Raw genomic sequence first — 21,779 nt, forward strand, 5'->3', positions numbered from 1 at the left:
GCCACGTTAGGCGGGCCCGGCCGGTCGCGCATACCGGGCGGGGCCGGACGTAACGTCGCAGAATCGACAGCATGGATCTGCCGGTGATGCCCCCTGTGAAACCGATGCTCGCCAAGTCCGTGGCCCGGATCCCGCCCGGCATGCAGTACGAGGCCAAGTGGGACGGCTTCAGGGCGATCGTCCATCGCGACGGCGACGAGATCGAGATCGGCAGCCGGACGGGCAAGTCCCTGACGAGGTATTTCCCGGAGCTGGCGGCGGCCCTGAAGAGCAATCTGCCCGACCGGTGCGTGATGGACGGCGAGATCGTGATCATCCAGGGAGGGCGGCTCGACTTCGACCGGCTGACCGAGCGGATCCATCCCGCCGCCTCCCGCGTGAAACTGCTCGCCGAGACGACCCCCGCCGCGTTCGTCGCCTTCGACCTGCTCGCCCTCGGCGACGAGGCGCTCCTCGACACCCCGCTCACCGAGCGCCGTGCCGCGCTCGTCTCTTCCCTCTCCACCGCCCGGCCCCCCGTCCATCTCGCGCCCGCGACCACCGACCCCGCGCTCGCGCAGGAGTGGTTCGAGCGGTTCGAAGGCGCCGGGCTCGACGGGGTGATCGCCAAACCGCTCGATCTCCCCTACCGGCCCGATGCCCGCCTCATGTTCAAGATCAAGCACGAACGTACCGCCGACGCCGTCGTCGCGGGTTTCCGTTTCCACAAGAGCGGTCCGATTGTCGGATCGCTGCTGTTGGGGTTGTACGACGGCCATGGCGCGCTCCAGCACGTGGGCGTGTGCGCGGCCTTCTCGATGAAGCGCCGCGCCGAACTGGTGGAGGAGCTGGAACCCCTGCGGCCGGCGGACCCGACCGGTCACCCCTGGGCCGCCTGGGCCGAGGAGTCCGCGCACGAGAGCGCCCGCCTGCCCGGCGCGACGAGCCGCTGGACCGGCAAGAAGGACCTGTCCTGGGTGCCGCTTCGCCCGGAGCGGGTCGTCGAGGTGGCGTACGACCACATGGAGGGGGACCGCTTCCGACACACGGCCCAGTTCCGCCGGTGGCGTCCCGACCGGGCGCCGGAGAGCTGTACATACGCCCAGTTGGAGGAAGTCGTCGGCTACGACCTGGCGGAGGTGCTCGGACTCGGTCCGGACCCGGCGCCCGCCTAGGGCCTCGCCCCTCACTCCCTACCGGGTGGTAATTCCAGCCAATCCCGCGCGAATGCCTGACATGCTCCTGACAGTTCATGGTGGCTGTGGGACGCTCCCGGCACGCACTCCGCACCCTCTGAGAGGCCCAGCGCCTCGCCCACCCCCACCAGTACGGCATGGAGGAGCGCATCATGAGGCACTTCACGCACCGGACCCGCTTATCGCGCATCACCGGAACGGCCGGGATCGCGATGCTGGCGGTCGCGGCGGCCTTCGCCGGCACCGGCACCGCCCTCGCACAGGGTTCGGCCGCCGATCTGAAGGCCGACGGCGTCATCGTGGTCGCCGGCAGCACCTGCACCTGGACCAACGCGAGCACCAGCGCGGCCGCCCCGGCCGCCCTCACCATCGACCGCGGCACCATCAACGCGCCGGGAGGAAATCTGGCCTGCGGCGGCGGCATCGCCGCCACCCTCAACAACAACCCCGCCTTCACGTTCGACGACGCCGCCGGCACGGCGCGGACCGATCTGATCGACATCACCGGCAGGCAGAGCTTCATCTCCTGCCGCTACAAGGCGACGAACATCGTGTGGGACCGCGACGGGACGACCCGGAAGTACGTCAACCGGGCCTTCACCGCCACCAAGACCTCGGGCAGCTTCCTGTGCCCGGGCTCGGTCACCACTGCGTCCGGGGACGCGTCCGTGCTGTTCCACTGAGCCGACGTACCAGCGGCTCGGCCCGCCGCGAGCGGGTCGAGCCGCGAGCGGGTCCGTATTCGAGCAGGTCGACCCGCGGGCCCGCGCTTTAATCGGTGGTGTGCGGTCCGGTGGCCTTGTAGGTTCGCATCGCGACCGCGCCTCCGATGCGCCCGGCTGCGGCTACTTCCTTCTGACAACAACCAAGTGACGCCGCCGCCCCTTTTGATCTCGGCAGGCGCGGGCGCGCCTTCGCCCCGTCGAACGCTTCGTCCGGGGCGTCCCATCCTTTGAATCCGGGGGGATTCACTGCCTCGTCACACCCCGCGCGTCTCCAAGGTCTGGTCCGAGATGCTCGTGGCCCCGCACGTCTCGGCGGCCGCCCGCTCCCTGCCCCCGCCACAGTTCCACCACCGGCCCGCCGGGGCGAAGACCCGCACCTACGCGGGCGGCCCGGCCTTCGTCCGGGAGCCCCGCGAGGAACTCTTCCTCCTGGCCGTCGGCAACTTCGTCACCCAGCGGACCTTCTACGAGAGCGGTGAGGAGCGGGACGACCGGTACTCCCGCCTCGTCGCCGAACTCGCCGTCCAGGACCCGGTGTGGACGGCCGGCCTGCTCCGCTGGCTCCGCGGCGAGGGCAACATGCGCACCGCCTCCCTGGTGGGCGCCGCCGTGTACGTGCGGGCCCGGCTCGACGCGGGGGCGTCCGAGGGGCCGTCCAACCGGTCCGTGATCGACTCGGTGCTCCAGCGCGCCGACGAGCCCGGCGAACTGCTCGCCCACTGGTTCTCGACCTACGGGCGGAAGGTGCCGACACCCGTGAAGCGGGGCATCGCCGACGGCGTCCGCCGGCTGTACACGGCCCGGTCCCTGCTGAAGTACGACACGGCGTCCAGGCACTTCCGCTTCGGCGACGTGCTCAACCTGGTGCACGCCTCCCCCGATCCGGACAAGCCCTGGCAGGGCGCGCTCTTCCGGTACGCCCTGGACCGCCGCCACCATCCGCAGACGGCGGTTCCGCCTGCCTCCGACCGCCTGCTGACCGCCCACCGGGCTCTGATGGAGTCGGCCGCCGACGAGCGGCGCGCGGTGGTGACCGGGCCGGACGGCTCCGAGCGCCTGGCCGCGGCGGGCATGACGTGGGAGGCCTTGGCGGGCTGGCTCCACGGGCCGATGGACGCCGCCGTCTGGGAGACCGTGATCCCCGCGATGGGGCCGATGGCGCTCCTGCGGAACCTGCGGAACTTCGACGAGGCGGGGGTCTCGGACGACGTCGCCGCCCTCGTCGCCGCCCGGCTTTCGGACGCCTCCGAGGTCGCCCGGTCGCGCCAGTTCCCCTTTCGCTACCTGGCCGCGCACCAGCACGCGCCGTCTCAGCGCTGGGCAGCCGCGCTGGAACGGGCGCTGGGCCACTCCCTGGCCAACGTGCCGTCGCTGCCCGGCCGGACCCTGATCCTCGTGGACCGGTCGGACTCCATGTTCTGGGACACCGTCTCCGAGCGGTCCAAGCTGACCCGGGCGGACGCTGCGGCCGTGTTCGGCACGGCGCTGGCCATGCGTGCGGAGCAGGCGGATCTGGTGGAGTTCGGCTGGGGCAGCCGGACGGTGCCGTTCGAGCGGGGCGAGCCGGTGCTCGACGTGCTGAAACGGTTCCACAGTCTCGGCGGCACGGAGACCACGACGGCGGTGCGGAAGCACTACCGGGAACACGACCGGATCCTGATCGTCACCGACGAGCAGGCCGCGACCAACCGCCGCGACAGGCCGGCCGACCCGGTCCCGGCCGATGTTCCGGTCTACACGTGGAACCTCGCGGGCTACCGGCCCGCCCACGGCCCCGCCGGCCCGCACCGGCACACCTTCGGCGGCCTCACCGACGCCGCGTTCCGGATGGTCGGCTTCGTCGAGGCCCGCCACGGAGCCACTTGGCCGTGGACCACCGGAACCACCGGGACCGCCGGGACCACCGGGACCGCCGGAACCACCGCGAGCGCCTGATCCGAGCGCCGCGGCCCGGCCTGGGCCGCGCCGGCCCGGACCGGACCCGACCCCGCTCAGCCCCTCGTCAGCTTCTCCCACTCCCCCCGGTCCGGCCCCGACGGCTTCGGCGCGTAGTCCGGCCGTGCCTCCAGCCAGCGCGCCACCCGGGCCCTGATCTCCGGATCCGCGTACGCGCGCTCCGGGGGCTCCGCGAGGTGCCGCACCCTCGCCCGGGCCCGCATCACCTCCGGGTCCTCCAGCGCGCACTCGAACAGTGCCGCCACCTCCCGTGGCGGCCCCGAGCGCACGGCCCGGGTCGCGAACCGCTCCCCGATGGCCGCGTCCGCGACCACCTGGAAGTCGAACCAGGGCTTCAGGGTGCGCACCGCCCAGTCGTGGTGGTCGGCGGCGTACCGCTCCGACCCCGGGTCCTGGTGCGCGGTACGGGCCACTCGGCGCGCCGCCCACAGCGCGAGCGAAGCGCCCTGCCCGAGCGTCGGGTTGGTGTGCGTGATCGCGTCGCCCACCGGCACGAGTCCGCTCACCACCGGACCCCGCTCGTCGGCCTGCGGGCTCCACCGGTTGTCCAGGCTCGCGGTGGCCAGTACGTCCGACAACGGCCGCGCGCCCAGTGCCAGCCAGGCCTCGCCGGGCGCGAAGGAACGGGCCGCGGCCTCGAAGACCGCCGGATCGCGCAGCGCCGAGCGCGTGGTGTCGGTGGTGTGCACGAACAGCGTGATGGCGAACACCCGGTTGTCGGCGGGGAAGACGGCGCACCCCGCGAAGGCCCCGCCGGTGACCGCCCAGGGCCGGCGCGGCCCCTCTTCCATGCCCTCGGGCAGCCGGTACCAGCGGCAGAAGTAGGCCAGTCCGGTGCGGTGCCGTTCCACGGCGGCCGGGCGGCAGCCGGCCGCGGCCAGCCAGCGCTCGGTGCCGCCCCTACGACCACCCGCGTCCACCACGAGGTCCCCCTCGTGGCTCCCCTCGCCGGTCGTCACCCCCGTCACCCTGATCCCCGGGACCGTGGTCAGCCCGGTGACCGGCTGCCCGTACCGCGAGACCACGCCCGCCTCCCCGCGCAGGGCCGTGGCCAGTGCGCTCTCCAGCAGGATCCGGCGGGCCTGGATCATGACGATGTCCTCGTCGCCGGGGCGCTCGGGGGGACGCACGTCGAACCAGTCCAACTCGTGCCGCTCGCGCGCGCCGAGCCGGAGCATCTCCTCGTACACGTCGGGCAGTTCCTCGCGCAGGACGCCCCGAGCGGCGCCGAGCAGGGCGTGCGGCTGGCTCGCCTGCGGTACGGACGGGCGGTGCCAGCCGAAGAAGTCGCGGTCGAGCGCGGTGCCCGGGGCGCGGGCGTCGCGCTCGAACAGTTCGGCGGTGTGCCCGTGCCGTGCCGCGAGCAGGGCGGTGGCCAGGCCTCCGATGCCTCCGCCGATGACCAGCACATGTGCCATTGCGCCCCCTGAGCCGAAGAACGGTACGACGATCAGACCGCCCAGAGCCTGCGCGGACCGGCCCTGGCCGAAACTCGCACAGTCGTCCGATGGCCGGACGCCCGCCCGCTCAGCCCGCCGCCCGGTACGCCTCCACGGCCCGGCGGCCCTGTTCCTCGATCAGGTCCGCGTTGATGGCGACGGCCGCCTGTACGCCCTGCGCGGCGGCGCCCGCGACCTGCGCCATGGGCGCCGTCACGTTGCCCGCCGCCCAGACACCGGCCAGTGCGGTGGCCCCGGTCGCCGCGTTCGACTCCACGCACGTGCCGATCACCCGGCCGGCCCGCTCCAGGGCGGTCGTCGGCAGGCCCAGGCCGGTCAGCACCCCGGAGCGGGCGGTGAACCGCGGGGCCACCACCAGCGCCCGGCACTCGACCGCGCCCCCGCCCGCCAGGGTCACCCCGGTCAGCCGGTCGTCCGCGCCGACCGCGAGGCCGGTCACCTCACCCTCGACCACCGCGACCCCGAGGGCCGCCAGGAGCTCGCGGTCCTCCTCGGTGAGCTCACAGGTGTGCGCGAGCAGGGTCGTACGATCGGTCCACTGCCGCCACATCTGCGCCTGGTGCACGGATACGGGCCCCGTGGCCAGCACCGCGACCCGCTCGTCCCGGACCTCCCAGCCGTGGCAGTACGGGCAGTGCAGCACGTCCCGCCCCCAGCGCTCCGCGAGCCCCGGCACCGCGGGCAGCTCGTCCACCAGCCCGGTGGTGACCAGCAGCCGCCGCGCCCGGACGGTGGACCCGTCGCCGCAGCGCACCAGGAATCCGCCGCCGGGCAGCGGGTCCGCGGCGATGACCGTGCCCCGCCGGATCAGCCCGCCGTAGCCGGTCACCTCCGCCCGGCCCCGTTCCAGCAGCTCGGCGGGGCTCCGCCCGTCGTGGCCGAGGTATCCGTGCATGTGCGCGGCGGGGGCGTTGCGCGGGCTGCCCGAGTCGATGACGAGGACCGAGCGGCGGGCCCGGACCAGGGTCAGGGCCCCGGCGAGCCCGGCGGCTCCGCCGCCCACGACCACCACGTCGTACGAGTCGTCCATCGTTCCCTCTGTGTCGTCCATGCCGGTGAGCGTCCGTCCGGCCTTCCACATTTGACAAATGTCCTTGCCGAAGTGGCAAATGGAAACATGGCCACCGAGGAACAGGACGAGGAACTCGCCGGCGTGCTGACCGCCGTGGGACCGCGGCTGCGCGCCCTGCGCCAACAGCGCGGCACCACGCTGGCGCAGCTCAGCGAGGCCACTGGGATCTCGCTTTCGACGCTCTCCCGGCTGGAGTCGGGGCAGCGCCGGCCGACGCTGGAGCTGCTGCTCCCGCTCGCCCGCGCGCACCGGGTCGCACTCGACGAGCTGGTCGGCGCCCCGGAGACCGGGGACCCCCGGATCCGGCCGCGGCCGTTCGTCCGGCACGGCCGGACCTATGTGCCGCTGACCCGCGATTTCGGCGGTCTGCACGCGTACAAGACGATCCTGCCGCCCTCGGGGGGCGCGACGGCCGATCCCGAGCCCGAGCTGCAGGTCCACGAGGGCTACGAGTGGCTGTACGTGCTGTCCGGGCAGGTACGGCTGCTGCTCGGCGAGCACGACCTGGTCCTCGGCCCCGGGGAGGCCGCCGAGTTCGACACGCGCACGCCCCACGCCTTCTTCAACGCGGGGCCGCGTCCCGCCGAGTTCCTGAGCCTCTTCGGCCCGCAGGGCGAGAGGATGCACGTGCGGGCCCGGCCCACCACACCACCGGAAGGACGCCGATGAACAGCGCCGCCACCGACCGGCACCCCGAGCAGCCCGAACGCCCCGAGCGCGCCGCGCCCCGGCCCAACGGCGTCGTCGGCGTCGGGCTCGTGGTCGTGGACCCGGACGGCCGAGTACTGCTGGGCCAGGCGCACGACGGCCGCTGGGAGCTGCCCGGCGGCAAGGTCGACCCCGGGGAGGGCTTCGAGCAGGCGGCCGCCCGGGAGCTGGCCGAGGAGACGGACCTGCGCGCCGAGCCCGAGGGGATCCGTGTGCTCGGCGTCCGGATCGACGCGAAGTCGGGGGTGACCCGGCTGACCGCGGCCGCCGTCACCACCACGGCGACGGGCGTGCCCGCCGTGACGGAACCGCACAAGATCGTCCGGTGGGAGTGGTTCGCCCCGGAGTCGATCCCCGCCGCCCTCTACGCGCCGTCGGCGGGCGTGCTCCGCACCTGGCGCCCGGACCTGGAAGCGCTGCCGCACCCGCCCTCGTACGACTATCCGCTCGCCGCGGTGGACGAGGCCGGCTGACCCCGCCGGTCCACCACCCGGCGCACCGACTGCGCCCGCCGACCCTGCCCGCCGCCGGCCGCCGACCCCGCGCGCCGACCCCGCCGGGCGGCCCCGGCCTTCGGCGCGCCGCAGTCGCCCGACGGCCCCGCCCGGCTACCCCCGCATGACCACCCGCGGCGCGAAGTTCCCCTCTCCCAGGTCCTCCGCCAGCAGGCGCTTCGCGATCGCGTCCGCCGCCACCCGCAGTTCGGCGCTCCGCGGCCGCCCCCGGTCCTGCTCCAGCCGGTCCTTCAGCCACTCCGCCCACGCCGCCGAGATGACCCCGGCCTCCCGTTCGCCGGCCGCGGTTGGGGAGAAGAACCCGTTCTGCCGCGTCAGGTACCCCTCGTCGACCATCCGCTCGAAGACCGGCAGCAGGACCTCCGGCGGCAGGGAGCGCCGGCCCGCGATCAGCCCCAGGCTGGCGTGGCCGACCGTCCGCGTCATCAGGTCCACCTGCATCACGGCCCACGCGCCCGCCATGTCCAGCCGGGTGTCGGAGGCGTCGACGATCGCGCGCGCCTCCTCCGGTCCCATGTTCCGTACGAGCTTGCCGACCGCCAGCTCCAGCAGCTTGGCCGAGTCCCCCGAGGCCGTGGCCGGCGACGCGAAGCCCTCGCCCATGTCCGTGGAGGCGGCCCGGGCGGAGTCGCGCAGCCGGACCTGCTTGAGGAAGAGGGAGACCACGAAGCCGACCAGCGCCACCGGCACGGTCCACAGGAACACCGTGTGCAGGGCGTGCGCGTACGCGTCGATGATGGGGGCCGCGGCCGCCGGATCGAGTCCGTGCACCCCGTCCGGGCTCATCGCCGCCTTGCCCAGCTGCGCCGGGTCCCCGCCGGTGGCCCGGGCCGCCTCCGCCACGCCCGCCACGAGCGCGGGCTCCAGGCTGTTGGCGTAGATCGTGCCGAACACCGCGGTCCCGAAGCTGCTGCCGAGCGTGCGGAAGAAGGTGACGCCGGACGTGGCGGTGCCGAGGTCGGCGTAGTCGACGGTGTTCTGCACGGCGATCGTCAGGACCTGCATGCACAGGCCGATGCCGGCGCCGAGGACGAACATGTACAGCGATTCCAGCCAGGCGTCGGTGCCCGGTCCCATCAGGGAGAGCAGGTAGAGGCCGAGGGCCATGACGGCGCTGCCCACGATCGGGAAGATCCGGTACCGCCCCGTCTTGCCGGTGACGTTGCCGCTGAAGACGGAGCAGATCAGCAGGCCGATGACCAGCGGGAGCGTCCGGACGCCCGAGACCGTGGCCGAATCCCCGTCCACGTACTGCAGGTAGGTCGGCAGGAACGTCATCGCGCCCAGCATCGCGAAGCCGACCACGAAGCTGAGTACCGAGCAGACCGCGAAGACGGGGTTGCGGAACAGCCGCATCGGCAGCATCGGTTCCGCGGCCCGGGCCTCGACCAGGCAGAAGAGCACCAGGGCCACGACCCCGCCGACGAAGAGGCCGATGATCGTCGGTGAACTCCACGCCAGTTCGTTCCCGCCCAGGCTCGTGGCCAGGATCAGCGCGCTGGCACCGGCGGTGACGAGCGCGATGCCCAGGTAGTCGATCACCGGCCGGCCCGCCGCGCGCATGGTGGGGATCGTCCGGGCCGCCGCGATGACCACCAGGATGGCGATCGGGACGTTCACGTAGAAGGCCCAGCGCCAGCTCAGGTGGTCGGTGAAGAAGCCGCCCAGCAGCGGGCCGATGACCGTCGCGACGCCGAAGACGGCGCCGATCGCGCCCTGGTACTTGCCGCGTTCGCGCAGCGGGACCACGTCGGCGATCAGTGCCATCGAGGTGACCATGAGGCCTCCCGCGCCGACGCCCTGCACGCCGCGCCACACGATGAGCAGGGTCATGTTGCTCGCGAGGCCGCAGAGGAAGGAGCCGGTGATGAAGACGATCGCGGAGATCTGGAAGATCAGTTTCCGGCCGAAGAGGTCACCGAACTTGCCGACCAGCACGGTCGCCACGGTCTCGGCGAGCAGGTAGGAGGTGACCACCCACGACATGTGGGCCGCGCCGCCGAGGTCCGCCACGATCGTGGGCAGGGCGGTGCCCACGATCGTCTGGTCGAGGGCGGCCAGGAGCACACCCAGCATGATCGTGCCGAAGATGACGTTGCGCCGCCGCCGGTCGAGGGCGGGTGACGCCGAGATCGCTGCGGGGGCTGTGGTCACATCTCGCACTCTCACAGCGCGCCCGGCCGCACGCATGCGGCGTACGGCCGAACGGGCGAGGGGAGTGCGGTGTCAGCGCAGGTGGGCCAGGCCGGGATGGGTCGCCGCGTAGCCGTCCACCAGCCGTCGTGCCACTCCCACGGAGTCCACGAGCGGGTGCAGAGCGAAGGCCTTCACCGCGTCGGCCCGCGCGCCGCTCGCCGCGGCCGCCAGGACCTCCCGCTCGACCGCCTTGACCGCCGTCACCAGCCCCACCGCGTGCAGCGGCAGCTGCTCGACGCCCAGCGGGTGGGCCCCGTTGGCGTCGACCAGGCAGGGCACCTCGATGACGGCCTCGGCGTCGAGGACGCGGAGCGTGGAGCCGTTGGGGACGTTCAGGATCAGCGTGGCCCGCTCGTCGCGGGCGATGGCCCGCATCAGGGCGAGGGCGACCTTCTCGTAGCCGCCGGACTCCAGGTCGCTCTCGTCACGCTCGCCGACGCCGGCCGCCTCGCGGTTCTCGGCCATGTACGTGGCTTCGCGCTCGGCCCGGGTCCGGTCCCAGGCGGCGAGGGCCGCCCCGGGCGGCTGCCCGGCCCGGCCCGCCTCGGCGTAGAAGCCGCGCTGCTGGTCGCGCAGGAAGGCCCCGCGCGTCTGCTTGGCCTCCTGGTACGCCCGCACGGTGTCACGGTTGAAGTAGTAGTAGTGCAGGTACTCGTTCGGGATCGCGCCGAGCGAGCGCAGCCACTCGGCCCCGAAGAGCCGGCCCTCCTCGAAGGACTCCAGGGCCGCGGTGTCGGCCAGCAGCCGGGGCAGTTCGTCGCGGCCGCCGATCCGCAGCCCGCGCACCCACCCCAGGTGGTTGAGGCCGACGTAGTCGATCCAGGCCTCCTGCGGCCGGGCGCCGAGCAGTCGGGCGATGCGCCGCCCGAGGCCCACGGGGGAATCGCAGATGCCGATCACCCTCGCGCCGAGCTCCTCGGCCATCGCCTCGGTGACCAGGCCGGCCGGATTGGTGAAGTTGATGACCCACGCCTCGGGGGCGACGAGGGCGATCCTGCGGGCGAGCTCGCGGGCCACCGGAACGGTCCGCAGGCCGTAAGCGATCCCGCCCGCGCCCACCGTCTCCTGGCCCAGCACCCCCTCCGCCAGGGCGACCCGCTCGTCGGCGGCGCGGCCCTCCAGACCGCCGACACGGATGGCGGAGAAGACGAAGTCGGCCCCGCGCAGGGCCTCGTCGAGGTCTCCCGTCGCCGCGACGGCGGGGGCGTCGGGCACCCCGGCGGCCGCGGCCTGGTCGACGAGCACGCGGGCCATGGCGGCGAGCCGCGCCGGATCCTCGTCGTACAGGGTCACATGGGACACCCGGCCCTCGGCGTGGTCGCCGAGCAGGGCCCCGTAGACGAGCGGTACGCGGAAGCCGCCCCCGCCGAGGATCGTCAGCCGCACGCCCTTACCGCCCTTCGCCGAAGAAGCCATGGTCATGGCCAAGACCGTGGCACACGGTCCGCGGCCCGCGGCCCGCCCCGGAGTCCGATCCGGGCCCGGTGCCACGATCGGTGACACGACGGGTCACCCGGCACCCGATTCCCGACCGGTCACGTGGCGCACGCACCTCGACGCACGGCCCTGCCGGACACCAGTCTCCCCCGCCGGGTCATTCCCCCAGCGGCGGCACGGCGCGCAGTCGGGCGCCCTGCTGGTGCACGAGCTCGCCCCCGCGGACGGGACCCGGGGATCCTCCCTGTGGCGCCGACAGGATCAGGGTGATCCGGGTCAGCCCCATCGCGTCGAGCATCCGGCTGGATTCGGCCACCATCCGGCAGCGCACGAGGCCCCACCTCGGGTCGGGGTGGCGCACGGTGCGCACCGCCCCGTCCTGCTCGGCGGCGTCGGCCCCGCGCTTGCTCAGCCAGTGCGGCACCCCGTAGCGGTAGGCCGCCTCCATGAACGGGTCGCGGGCCACCTCCTGACGGATGCTGCTCAGCCCCTCGTCCTCCGGCGCCTCGGCCAGCGCTGTGGCGAGCTGCGCGAGCAGGGGTACGCACCAGGCCGGCTCGTGGTCCTCCAGTACGCCCGCCGCGTCCGGGTGGAACAGCACGAAGCGCAGGAAGTTGTCGTCGGGCAGGGCCGTGGGATGCGGCCGCACGGACTGGAAGAGCTGGTCGAAGGCCGAGTTAGTGAGGGCGACGTCCCAGCGGCGGTCCACCAGGAAGCTCGGGTAGGGCACGGCCTCCATGAGGGCGGCGTAGTCGCACAGGTAGTCGCGCTGGGCCGGGTCCTGGGGCAGCCGGTTGTCCTCGGCGGCCCGCCACGTGGGCGGCGGATCGCGGTCGACCATGACGCGGAACAGCCAGAAGCACTGCCGCTCGCTCATTTCCAGGGCCTCGGCCAGGGCGAGCAGTTTGCGGTCCGTCCACTCCTTGACCAGGCCGCGTTCCCAGTTCCCGTACGCACGCACGCTGATGCGCAGACGGGCGGCGAGGTCCTCCTGGCTCAGGCCCAGTTCCTCACGGCGCTGGCGCAAAATCTCCTTGCGTCGCTCCGACCGTACGGCGCCGCGTGCGGACTCATCGGCCGCCAGGCGCTCTTCACCGGCTCGGGCGAGGCCGTCGGACGGGCCCACCGCTGCGAGATGTGGCACCGAGAGCTCCCCCTCCCTCACGGTCTGGATCTTCATTTCCGTGTGGCGATCCTGCTACCGACTTCATTCGAGTGTCAACTATTGTGGCAATTCCAGCCTCTTGACAGCTCATTCCCGCCACAGCTGTGGCACGTTCTAGCCCTTCGAGGCCGGAACGGCTAGATTCCAGAAGCCGACCACGTGTCCGAACCGACTTCGCGCGATCTAGGAGAACCACTGGTGACAGACGGCTTCCCGGCTCCCGTCGCGGTGGCCCACGCACCCCTGGCAGCCACCGTCGCGCGCGTTGCCGAACTCGCAGCCAAGATGGGCCGCGACCGGAGCCAGGTCTTCGACCTGCGGCGCCTCTCCGAGGCTTCGGGCGTGCCCACGGACGTGGTCAGGATCCTGCTCGACGGCAGACCGGCCGGCGAACCCGATCTACAGGCCCGCTTCCTCCAGCGCCTGGACCTGCTCCGGCGAACCCGCGTCAAACCCAACGGCCGCCGCTACACCCAGCAGGAGATCGCCGACGGCGCCGGCATGTCCCGGCAGCAGGCCGGCGCCTTGATCAACGGCGACCGGCGACCCACCATGGAGCACTGTGACGCCATCCAGCGCTTCTTCGGCGTGCACGCCGGGTTCCTCACCGCCCACGACGCCGACGCCCTCACCGACGCCCTCCAACGGACCGAGCAGCAGTTGCTCCAGGACTTCGCCGGCCGGGCGCGGGAAACCGTACCGGCCGCGGCCGCTTCGACGGGCGATCCCCTGGCAAGACTCCTCCAGAACCACGGCGTACGGGGCATCGCATGGCGCGCCGCCCAACTGCCCAGCGACAAGCACCGGGACAAGGTCACCGAATGGCTGGACATGCTCCTCGAGAGCGTCAAACCGAATGAATCCTGACCCAGTCGACAGTCTGGGTCTGATCCTTGAGTCCTGATCCGGATCCATTCCGACGGGGAGAACGGTGAGCATAGGCAGAGAGCAGCGGCGGTTGTGCGGGGAGCTGGTGGCCGGCATCCGGCTGACCGCACCCGTGGAACCCGTGGACCTCTACGCCGCCCTGTGCGAGGGCATGAGCAGGCACCGGGGCCGCCCGGTGGAGTTCCGGATGGCCGCGTTCCCGCCGGGGACGGCCAGCGGCCTGTGGCTCGACATGGCGGACCGCGATCTCGTGGTCGTCGAGGAACGCACGGCACCCGATCACCAGTTGGTGATCCTCGGGCACGAGCTGTGGCACATGAAGGCCGGCCACTGCAGCCACCACGTCGACGGCGCCGCCGTCGCCGCCCGGCTGCTGTCCGACGGTGCGGACATCGGCGAGACGGTCCGCAGCGTCGCCGCGCGCACGCGCGCCGACGTTCGGGAGGAGACCGAGGCCGAGACCTTCGGCCTGCTGCTGGGCAGCCGGTGTCGCACCTGGCTGGCCGGATCGTCGAGTCACCGCGCCCCGGCACAGCGCGACCACCTGGCGGGCCGGATCGAGGCCTCGCTCGGCTACCGGGGGCACAGGAACGACCGTTGAACGGCCAGGACTACTACATACCGGCGATCGCGATGGCGGTCGCGCTCGCTTTCAAGCTGCCGGCCTTGCGCCACAACTGGCGTGATCCGCTGCTGCGTTCGGTAGTGGCCCTGCTGACCATGGCGGGAGCGGTGTTCGCCTTCGCCGCCCCGCCCACCATCGAGGCTGTCAACCGCTGGACCGGGGTGCCGAACATCTCGGCGCCGCTGGTGTACTCCCTGATCACCGGGTTCAGCGCCTCCTGCCTGGTCCTGATCGTCAACTGGCGGGGCGGCCCGCCCGAGAAGACCCGCCGCACCTCGCGCCGGTGGATCCTCGGCTACAGCCTCGTCAGCGTGGCCCTGGTCGTGCTCTTCGCCCTGGGCGACGCCCCGGTCGAGCGGCTGCGCGATCTGGACACCTACTACGCGAACACCCCGTACATCCGCGAGATGATCGCCCTCTACCTGGTGGCGCACAACGTGGCCGCGCTGGTGATGGTCGCCATGTGCTGGCGCTGGTCGCTCCAGGTGCGCGGCTGGCTGCGGGCCGGCCTGATGATCATCGTCGCGGGGTACATGTTCAACCTCAGCTACGACGCGACCAAGATGACCGCCGTCGTCGCCCGCTGGGCCGGTCACGACCTCGACTACCTCAGCACCTTCGCCGCCCCGCCGCTGGCCTCCGCCGGAGCCCTCGTCAGCGCGATCGGATTCGTCCTCCCCCTCGTCTGCCAGAAGCTGTCGGACAACTGGGAGATCTGGACGACGTACCGCAGGCTCGGCTGGCTCTGGCAGGAGGTGCAGATCGCCGCGCCCAGCGGTGCCCCCGCCGTGCACATGGCCTGGTGGTCCGCCGCCGAACTGCGGGTGATCCAGCGCGAGTCGGACATCCACGACGGGTTCCTGCACCTCGGCCCGTACTTCGACCGCCGGCTGCGCGACGACGCGTACGAGCACGCCGTCGCGGAAGGGGCCGGCGAGGAGGCCGCCCGCGCCGTCGGCGACGCCGCGATGGTCGCGGCCGCCGTGCAGGCCCGCTCCGCGGATCCCGAGGGCCGGGTCATCGAGGCCGGCGAGGAGAACGCGGCCGACGCGGTCGAAGGGCCGCGCGACCTGCTGCGGATCTCGCACGCCCTGCGCCACTCGCCGGTGGTGCAGGCGGTCCGGCAGCGCGCGGCCCTCTCCCGGAGCAGGTTCTCCTGAAACCCGCCCGCGTCACCCGGCGTCGGCGATCGCCATCGCCGGGAACAGGTCCTGGAAGGGCGCGGCCGAGTCGATCCCGTCCCGCCCGAACGGCGCGTCGAAGCTCCACACCATGAACAGCAGGAGCACGATCAGCGCGCTGAACAGCCCGGCCAGCAGCAGCTCCCGCCCCGAGCGCCTGATCTGCAGGGTGAAGATCAGACCCACGGTGACCACCCCGCCCACCAGCAGCCCGAACCACACCACGCTCGGCAGCGTGGACTCCGAGCTCTGCGTCCGCGCGTGGCGGGCGTCGTCGGCGGTGGCGATCTGGTCCAGCAGCGGCTGGTAGGCCTGCGCCTGGAGTTCGGTGCCCGGGCTCTGGTGCGTGACGTCGCTGCGCAGCTTGCCCAGCAGTCGGGCGCCCTCGGCGGAGGCCGCCTCGCCCGAGGTCAGCCGCGGCCAGTCCACGGAGACGGTGTGGGTCACGTACGCGTCGACCTCGCCGCGGATCCGGTCGCGTACGGCGGCCGGGTAGACGTCGGCGCGCTGGGTGACCTCGTACAGGGCCTGCGCTTCCCGGCGGACGCTGTCCTCGGCGGCGCCGCGCGCCTCCCAGACGCCCGCGATGGCCAGGCCCAGCACGATCGCGTAGACCACGCCCACCATCATCGTCATGTACTCGATGACGTCGGGGGTTTCGCTGGTGTCCTCGTCCGCCGCGGCCCGGCGGTGCCGGATCAGGGTGATGGCGAGGACGAGGGCGCAGACGAGTGCCATGGCGACGGCCAGGACCAGCCATTCGGACACGTGGGTTCTCCCGTGGTGTGGGTGGGATGGGTGGGGTTGACGGGGTGTGGCTGCGGCGCCGGTCGCCCGCGGCGCCGGTCAGTCGCGGCTCTTGGAGCGCGGACGCAGGGCGGCGGCGGCGAGTACGGCCGGGGTGGTGACGACCACCATCAGCATCACGGTGGACAGTCCGCCCGGCCCGCGCCGCTCCAGCGCCACGGACCGGTACGGACGCACGTGGAAGGCGCTCGCGGGCCCGGCGGCGGCCTTCGCCCGAGCCGGAGCGGCGGTGTCCGCCGGGGCTCCGGCCACTGCCGGGGCGGGCTCCGGTGCGGGTGGTGCCGGCGGCTTCGCGTCCCCGGGCCCTGCCTTCGCCGCCGGCACTGCGGGCTCCGGCCGGCCCGGGTCGGCCGGCCGGGGCGACCCCGCCGGGGCGGGGCCCGTCCCCGGGTGGTGCACGGTCGGCCGGTCGACCCCGGGCAGGGGTACCCGTACCGGGGGCGTCACGGAAGGCCGTACGACGGGCCGCCCGGGCTTGCCGCCGGGTACGCACACGTCGACCCGGGCGCCGCGCCCGTCGCCGTCGCCCGCGACCGCGACATGGCCGTGCAGGGGGCAGAGCGCCGCCACCAGACCGGCCCCGGCGAAGTACTGCCAAGCGGTCACCGCGCGTCCTCCCGAGTTCCGCAGCAGATGTAGGGGTTACGTCTGAAGAAACGATCACGGCGGTGGTTCGATACGCGCCGGACGGCCCAAGATCCCCGCCCGCCCCGGCCCACCGCTTCCCGCGCCCGGCCGGCCCGTTCGGCGCGTCAACCGACGGACGCGAACGTGCGAGCACAGGATGATCCCCGTGGACACCGACCCCTTCACCCCCGCCGCCCGCCGCAAGGCGATCCGCACGGCGACGGCGCCATGACCCCCGCACCCGCCGGCCCGTCCCGGGGAGTGCGACGGATCAGCCTGGACGCCGGGGGCATCCGGCTGTCCGCCATGCTCTGCGAGGCACAGACGCGGGACGGCGCCCCGCGGGCCACGGTGGTCGCCGTGCACGGGGCCGGCATGAGCGCGGGCTACTTCGACGGCCAGGCCCTGCCCGACATCTCCCTGCTCACCCTGGGGGCCCGGCTCGGCTTCACCGTGCTGGCCGTCGACCGGCCCGGCTACGGGCAGTCCGCCGGCCCGCTCCCCGAGGGACAGGGGCTGACCGAGCAGGCGGCCACCCTCGCCGCGGCGCTGCGCGACTACCGCTCCCGCTTCCGCACGGGTGCGGGGGTCTTCCTGCTGGCGCACTCGTTCGGCGGGAAGGTCGCCCTGCTCACGGCGGCCGGCCACGCCACGCCCGACCTGCTCGGCGTGGAGGTCTCCGGCTGTGGCCACCGGTACGCGCCGGACGCCCCCTCGGGCGCCGAGGCGGCACGCGGGGGCAGGCGGAGCTGGGGGCCGCTGAGCCTCTACCCGCCGACCACCTTCGTCACCAGCGGCTCGATCATCGCCCCCGTCCCGGCCCGGGAGCAGGCGGACATGGGCCGCTGGCCGACGCTGTTCAAGGACGTCGCGGGCCGCGTCCGCGTGCCCGTGCGCTTCACCTTCGCCGAGCACGAGACCTGGTGGCGGCACGACCCGGAGGCGCTCGCGGAGCTGCGTTCACGGCTGTCCGCGGCGCCCCGGCTGTGCGTGGACCGGCAGCCCGGGGCGGGCCACAACATCAGCCTGGGATACGCGGCCCGCTCCTACCACCTGCGCTGTCTGGGCTTCCTGGAGGACTGTCTGCTGCCGGCCGACCACGCGGCCCGGCCGGTCGTGGGCGGCGAACCGGTGAGCCCCGAGCCGGTGACCGCCGGCCCGGGACCGTGCGAGGCGTAGGCCGCCGCCGCCACCTCCCGCAACCCCGGCGGCTCCCCTGCCGCTCCCCGTTTTCGCTCACTCGTCCGGACCAGTACGCCACGGCACCCTCCCCCGCCCCGGCCCATGCTCGGAGCATGGAATCCCTGGAATCCCGGGCCGACGCCCTGATGGACGACCTGCGGGCCGACCTCGAACGGCTGGCGGCGATACCGTCCATCGCCTTCCCCGGCTACGACCCGGAGCCGGTGGAGGAGGCGCACGACCTGATCGCCTCCCTGTTGCGGGAGGCCGGGGTGCCCACCATCGAGCGGATCGACCTCCCCGACACGGCCCCGGTGGTCTACGGCGAGATCCCGCCGCCGGAGCCCGGCGCGCCCACCGTCCTGCTCTACGCGCACTACGACGTCCAGCCGCCCGGCGCGCCCACCCTCTGGCTCTCCCCGCCGTTCGAGCCCACCCCCGTCCCCGGCGGCCTGCGCGCCCGCGGCATCGCCGACGACAAGTCGAACGTGATCGCCCTCCTCGGGATGCTGCGGCTGTACGGCGGCCGGCCGCCCGTCGGGATCAAGCTGGTGATCGAGGGTCAGGAGGAGTACGGCGGCGCCTTCGACGACTACCCGCCCTCCGACCCGGGGCGCTTCGCCTGCGACGCCATGGTCATCGCCGACCTCGGCAACCTGCGCCCGGGCACCCCCACGCTGACCACCGGCCTGCGCGGGGCCTGCGAGGTGACGGTCGAGGTGCGCACCCTCGCCGAACCTCGCCACAGTGGGGAGTTCGGCGGCGCCGCCCCCGACGCCCTGCTGGTGCTGCTCCGGGCCCTCGCCACCCTGCACGACGCGAACGGCGACGTGGCCGTGCCGGTGCTGCGCCGCGACACCTGGGACGGGACCACCTTCACCGACGAGGAGTTCCGCGAGCTCGCCGCCGTCCTGGACGACGTCCCCCTCATCGGCACCGGTTCCCTCGGCGAACGGCTCTGGAGCGGTCCGGCCATCACCGTGATCGGCCTCGACGCGCCCTCCGTGGAGCACGCCGCCTCGGCGGTGGTCCCGTACGCCCGGGCCAAGCTGAACCTGCGCTTCCACCCGCACCAGGACCCGATCGAGGCCAGGGCAGCGCTGGTGGCCCACCTGCGCGCGCAACGCCCGTTCGGCGTCACCCTCAAGGTCACCCCGGGCGACACGGGCCCCGGCTTCGAGGCCCGCACGGGCGGTCCCGCGTACCGCGCGGCGCTCACCGCGCTCAAGGAGGCCTGGGGCACGGAGGCCTCGTACGTGGCCACGGGCGGCTCCATCCCGCTGGTGAACGGTCTCGCGAACGCGGCTCCGGGCGCCGAGGTGCTGCTGTTCGGCGCGCAGGACAGCATGTGCAACCTGCACGCCCCCAACGAGCGGGTCCTGCTGTCCGAGCTGCGCAACACGGTCGTGGCGATGGCCGCGTTCGTACGGGAGTACGCGGCGGACCACCGGGCGGCGGGCGGCGCGCGGTGAGCACGGCGCCGCCCCCGGCCCCGCCCGAGACCGAACCGCCGCCCCCGGCGAAGAAGTTCGCCTTCCCCAGCGCTCTGACGATCCTGGCCATCGTCACCGTGGCGGTGTGGCTGCTGGCCTTCCTCGTCCCGGCCGGGCTGTACGACCGCGACGCCGACGGCTCGCCCGTCTCCGGCACCTACCACCGGGTCGCCGGGACGCAGAGCTTCACCGAACGTCTGAAGGACCTCTTCCTCGCGCCCGTCAACGGCCTCTACGGCATCCAGGACCCGAAGACGGGCGAGGTCGGCCCGACGTTCGCCGGCCATCTGTACGGCAGCGCGGGGGTGTTCCTCTTCGTCCTGGCCATCGGGGCCTTCATCACGGTCGTCTTCGCCACCGGCGCCCTCGACCGCGGCATCGCCCGCCTGGCCCACCGGCTGCGCGACCGCGGCGCCCTGCTGATCGCCGCCGTGATGGTGGTCTTCTCGGTCCTCGGCACGGTGGAGGGCTTCGCGGAGGAGACCCTCGGCTTCTACGGGCTGCTGGTGCCGATGATGCTCGCGCTCGGCTACGACCGGATGGTCGCCGTGGGCGCGGCGATCCTGGGCGCGGGCATCGGCGTGCTGTGCTCCACCGTGAACCCGTTCGCGACCGGTGTGGCCTCCTCGGCCGCCGGCATCTCGCTGGGCGACGGGATCGTGCTGCGCTTCGTGATGTGGGTGGTGCTGACCACCGTGACCGTCCTCTACGTCATCCGTTACGCGCGGCGCGTCCAGAAGGACCCGGCGAAATCCGTGTGCGGCTTCCTGCCCGGCGACCGCGAGCAGCGGGCCGCGGCGGACGCGGAGGAGGAACCGGAACTGACCCGCCTGCACAAGGCGGTGCTGGCCGTGGTCGTCCTGGTCTTCGGCTTCATGATCTTCTCGGTGGTGCCCTGGGCCAGTGCGCTGACCGGCGAGGCGGACGCGGCCCCGTACTCCTGGGAGCTGGACTGGTCCTTCGCCGAACTCTCGGCGCTCTTCCTGGTCGCGGCGGTGCTGGTGGGGCTGGTGGCACGGATGGGGGAGGCGAAGCTCAGCTCCACGATCATCCAGGGCGCGGCCGACTTCATCTCCCCCGCCCTGGTGATCATGTTGGCGCGCGGGGTCACCGTCATCATGAACAACTCGAAGATCACGGACACCGTGCTGCACTCCATCGAGGGCGTGGTGACGGGGACCTCGTCGGGCGTCTTCGCGGTGAGCGTCTTCCTGGTCAACCTGCCGCTGGCCTTCCTGATCCCCTCCACGTCGGGCCACGCAACCCTCGCCATGCCGATCCTGGCCCCGCTCGCCGACTTCGCGGGCGTCTCGCGCGCGTTGGTGGTCACGGCGTGGCAGTCGGCCAGCGGCTGGATGAACCTGTGGGTCCCCACCAGTGCCGTGATCATCGGCGGTGTGGCCCTCGCCAAGGTCGGCTACGACAAGTACCTGCGCTTCGTATGGCCGCTGCTCGCCATCCTCTTCGTCCTGATCTGCGGGTTCGTCGCGGTGGGCGCGGCGATGTGACGGTCCGTGAGGCCGGTGCCGGGCCCGTCCCGGTGCCCACGCGCTCGCCCTCGCCCTCGCCCTCGCGGAGCGACTCCGTCCGCATAGTGATGGGGATGTGACCTTCCCCGGTTCAGATGGAAGGCGTTGATCATTAGGGTCGCACCATGCGAAAGAACGATGGGATATCGGCAGGTCAGGGCGATCAGGACGGTCCGGACGAGGACAAGTGGAACGTGCTCCTCAACGAGGCGTTCGTCCAGGCCGCCTCGGTGCGCGAACCCACCGCGCGGCCCGTGCCCCGCAAGCGGGTGTGGCCCCGGCGATTCGGGCCGGGCCCGCAGCTCGCTCTGGCGCTGCTCGCGGCGGCCGCCGTGGTCGCGCTGAAGATCACGCTGAGCTCGTCGCCGTCCGGGGACGGCGCCACCGCCGCGCCCTCGGCGTCGCCCTCGCCCACCTCCTCGGCCTCTCCGGCCGCCGGCGCCGCGGCCCGGCCGATGGTCCCGTTGGCAGACGCCTTCCCGGCCCAGGTCCCGGACGGCTCCGGAGGCACTTTCACCCGGGTCGGCTCGGTCGTGCTGCAGACCTGTACGGAGGCGGACTCGGTCGGTCCCCGCCTGATCGCCATGATCAAGGAGAGCAAGGGCTGCGTGGGCGAGCAGATCGCGCTCTACAAGGACGCCCGGAACAACCAGTACAACCTGGCCGTCTTCACCATGAAGGACCCCCAGGACACGGTGAAGCTGGTGACCGAACTGGCGATGGCCTTCGACGACTACCAAGTGGGCGCGCAGGCCCCGCCGCGCGGATCCGGCCTGCCCACCCTGGCTCCCGACAGCGGCATGGTGCAGTCCTTCACGGGCGAAGGCAGGGCGATGGTGGTCGCGCTGGGCCAGTGGTCCGACGGCCGGGTCGCCGACTACCAGCAACTGGTCGACCGCATGCAGCCGTTGCAGCGCGCGGTCTCCGAGAAGGTGGGCCGGTACGAGAGCGCTCGCTGACGCCCGCCCGTGCGGGCACGCGAAAGGGGCGCGCCCCCTCCCGGCCGTGGCCGGGAGGGGGCGCGCCCTCACGCTTGCG

Annotated in this window: 19 protein-coding genes; 12 read left to right on the forward strand and 7 right to left on the reverse strand. The window is 73.1% G+C overall.

Translation table 11 applies throughout. The features are described from left to right. Window positions 1-71: 71 nt before the first annotated feature. The 3 genes from ACFYYJ_RS10815 (at window position 72) to ACFYYJ_RS10825 (ending at window position 3,835) form a co-directional block, all read left to right on the forward strand. The gene (locus ACFYYJ_RS10815; protein ID WP_385126693.1) at window positions 72-1,154 is read left to right on the forward strand and encodes an ATP-dependent DNA ligase; all 1,083 of its coding nucleotides are present in this window, start codon (window positions 72-74) and stop codon (window positions 1,152-1,154) included. 173 nt (window positions 1,155-1,327) lie between these two features. Continuing rightward, window positions 1,328-1,858 carry a hypothetical protein gene (locus ACFYYJ_RS10820; RefSeq protein WP_385126691.1) on the forward strand — a complete coding sequence of 177 codons (531 nt, stop codon included), beginning with the start codon at window positions 1,328-1,330 and terminating at the stop codon, window positions 1,856-1,858. 330 nt (window positions 1,859-2,188) lie between these two features. Continuing rightward, window positions 2,189-3,835 (forward strand): TROVE domain-containing protein, encoded by a 1,647-nt coding sequence (locus tag ACFYYJ_RS10825; RefSeq protein ID WP_389130922.1) that lies wholly within the window; start codon window positions 2,189-2,191, stop codon window positions 3,833-3,835. A 56-nt stretch (window positions 3,836-3,891) separates the two neighbouring features. Here the strand turns inward: ACFYYJ_RS10825 and ACFYYJ_RS10830 are convergent, their stop codons facing one another. Both ACFYYJ_RS10830 and ACFYYJ_RS10835 read right to left on the reverse strand, forming a co-directional pair. Continuing rightward, a complete protein-coding gene (locus tag ACFYYJ_RS10830; RefSeq protein WP_389130924.1) occupies window positions 3,892-5,274 on the reverse strand; it encodes an NAD(P)/FAD-dependent oxidoreductase in 1,383 nt (460 codons plus the stop codon). Between the two features lie 109 nt (window positions 5,275-5,383). Next, complete coding sequence (locus ACFYYJ_RS10835; RefSeq protein ID WP_389130926.1) at window positions 5,384-6,367, reverse strand: NAD(P)/FAD-dependent oxidoreductase; 984 nt, start codon at window positions 6,365-6,367, stop codon at window positions 5,384-5,386. A 66-nt stretch (window positions 6,368-6,433) separates the two neighbouring features. Between ACFYYJ_RS10835 and ACFYYJ_RS10840 the strand changes: the two genes are divergently transcribed. Both ACFYYJ_RS10840 and ACFYYJ_RS10845 read left to right on the forward strand, forming a co-directional pair. Next, window positions 6,434-7,057, forward strand: coding sequence for a helix-turn-helix domain-containing protein (locus ACFYYJ_RS10840; RefSeq protein WP_385126684.1), 624 nt, complete (start codon window positions 6,434-6,436; stop codon window positions 7,055-7,057). Then, window positions 7,054-7,569 (forward strand): NUDIX hydrolase, encoded by a 516-nt coding sequence (locus tag ACFYYJ_RS10845; protein WP_389130931.1) that lies wholly within the window; start codon window positions 7,054-7,056, stop codon window positions 7,567-7,569. Before ACFYYJ_RS10840 ends, ACFYYJ_RS10845 begins: the two co-directional genes overlap by 4 nt. A gap of 135 nt (window positions 7,570-7,704) precedes the next feature. Here the strand turns inward: ACFYYJ_RS10845 and ACFYYJ_RS10850 are convergent, their stop codons facing one another. The 3 genes from ACFYYJ_RS10850 to ACFYYJ_RS10860 form a co-directional block, all read right to left on the reverse strand. After that, the gene (locus ACFYYJ_RS10850) at window positions 7,705-9,801 is read right to left on the reverse strand and encodes an MDR family MFS transporter (protein WP_389130933.1); all 2,097 of its coding nucleotides are present in this window, start codon (window positions 9,799-9,801) and stop codon (window positions 7,705-7,707) included. Between the two features lie 36 nt (window positions 9,802-9,837). Continuing rightward, window positions 9,838-11,193, reverse strand: coding sequence for a 6-phospho-beta-glucosidase (locus ACFYYJ_RS10855; RefSeq protein WP_385365423.1), 1,356 nt, complete (start codon window positions 11,191-11,193; stop codon window positions 9,838-9,840). 208 nt (window positions 11,194-11,401) lie between these two features. Then, the gene (locus ACFYYJ_RS10860) at window positions 11,402-12,388 is read right to left on the reverse strand and encodes a helix-turn-helix domain-containing protein (protein ID WP_389130936.1); all 987 of its coding nucleotides are present in this window, start codon (window positions 12,386-12,388) and stop codon (window positions 11,402-11,404) included. Window positions 12,389-12,607: 219 nt separating this feature from the next. On the opposite strand from ACFYYJ_RS10860, the gene ACFYYJ_RS10865 reads away from it, so the two are divergent. From ACFYYJ_RS10865 to ACFYYJ_RS10875, 3 genes are all read left to right on the forward strand, one after another. Next, window positions 12,608-13,276, forward strand: a complete 669-nt coding sequence (locus ACFYYJ_RS10865; protein WP_385126676.1) for a helix-turn-helix domain-containing protein — start codon at window positions 12,608-12,610, stop codon at window positions 13,274-13,276. Between the two features lie 64 nt (window positions 13,277-13,340). Continuing rightward, on the forward strand, window positions 13,341-13,898 hold the full coding sequence (locus ACFYYJ_RS10870) for a toxin-antitoxin system, toxin component (protein WP_385126674.1): 558 nt from the start codon (window positions 13,341-13,343) through the stop codon (window positions 13,896-13,898). Then, complete coding sequence (locus ACFYYJ_RS10875) at window positions 13,895-15,082, forward strand: MAB_1171c family putative transporter (protein WP_385126672.1); 1,188 nt, start codon at window positions 13,895-13,897, stop codon at window positions 15,080-15,082. The genes ACFYYJ_RS10870 and ACFYYJ_RS10875 overlap by 4 nt, the downstream gene beginning before the upstream one ends. Window positions 15,083-15,094: 12 nt before the next feature. Here ACFYYJ_RS10875 and ACFYYJ_RS10880 read toward each other — a convergent pair whose 3' ends face one another. Continuing rightward, window positions 15,095-15,871, reverse strand: coding sequence for a hypothetical protein (locus ACFYYJ_RS10880; RefSeq protein ID WP_385365412.1), 777 nt, complete (start codon window positions 15,869-15,871; stop codon window positions 15,095-15,097). 78 nt (window positions 15,872-15,949) lie between these two features. Then, window positions 15,950-16,516 (reverse strand): hypothetical protein, encoded by a 567-nt coding sequence (locus ACFYYJ_RS10885; RefSeq protein ID WP_389130941.1) that lies wholly within the window; start codon window positions 16,514-16,516, stop codon window positions 15,950-15,952. Window positions 16,517-16,765: 249 nt separating this feature from the next. On the opposite strand from ACFYYJ_RS10885, the gene ACFYYJ_RS10890 reads away from it, so the two are divergent. The 4 genes from ACFYYJ_RS10890 (at window position 16,766) to ACFYYJ_RS10905 (ending at window position 21,700) form a co-directional block, all read left to right on the forward strand. Next, window positions 16,766-17,716 carry an alpha/beta hydrolase gene (locus ACFYYJ_RS10890; RefSeq protein ID WP_389130944.1) on the forward strand — a complete coding sequence of 317 codons (951 nt, stop codon included), beginning with the start codon at window positions 16,766-16,768 and terminating at the stop codon, window positions 17,714-17,716. Between the two features lie 116 nt (window positions 17,717-17,832). Continuing rightward, window positions 17,833-19,191, forward strand: a complete 1,359-nt coding sequence (locus tag ACFYYJ_RS10895) for a M20/M25/M40 family metallo-hydrolase (RefSeq protein WP_389130946.1) — start codon at window positions 17,833-17,835, stop codon at window positions 19,189-19,191. After that, window positions 19,188-20,720: a YfcC family protein gene (locus ACFYYJ_RS10900; protein WP_389130949.1), complete on the forward strand. Its 1,533-nt coding sequence runs from the start codon at window positions 19,188-19,190 to the stop codon at window positions 20,718-20,720. Before ACFYYJ_RS10895 ends, ACFYYJ_RS10900 begins: the two co-directional genes overlap by 4 nt. A 146-nt stretch (window positions 20,721-20,866) precedes the next feature. Further along, window positions 20,867-21,700: a hypothetical protein gene (locus ACFYYJ_RS10905; RefSeq protein WP_385366727.1), complete on the forward strand. Its 834-nt coding sequence runs from the start codon at window positions 20,867-20,869 to the stop codon at window positions 21,698-21,700. Window positions 21,701-21,779: the final 79 nt, after the last annotated feature.

This window comes from Streptomyces sp. NPDC002467 (assembly GCF_042889825.1).
Lineage (GTDB): Bacteria > Actinomycetota > Actinomycetes > Streptomycetales > Streptomycetaceae > Streptomyces.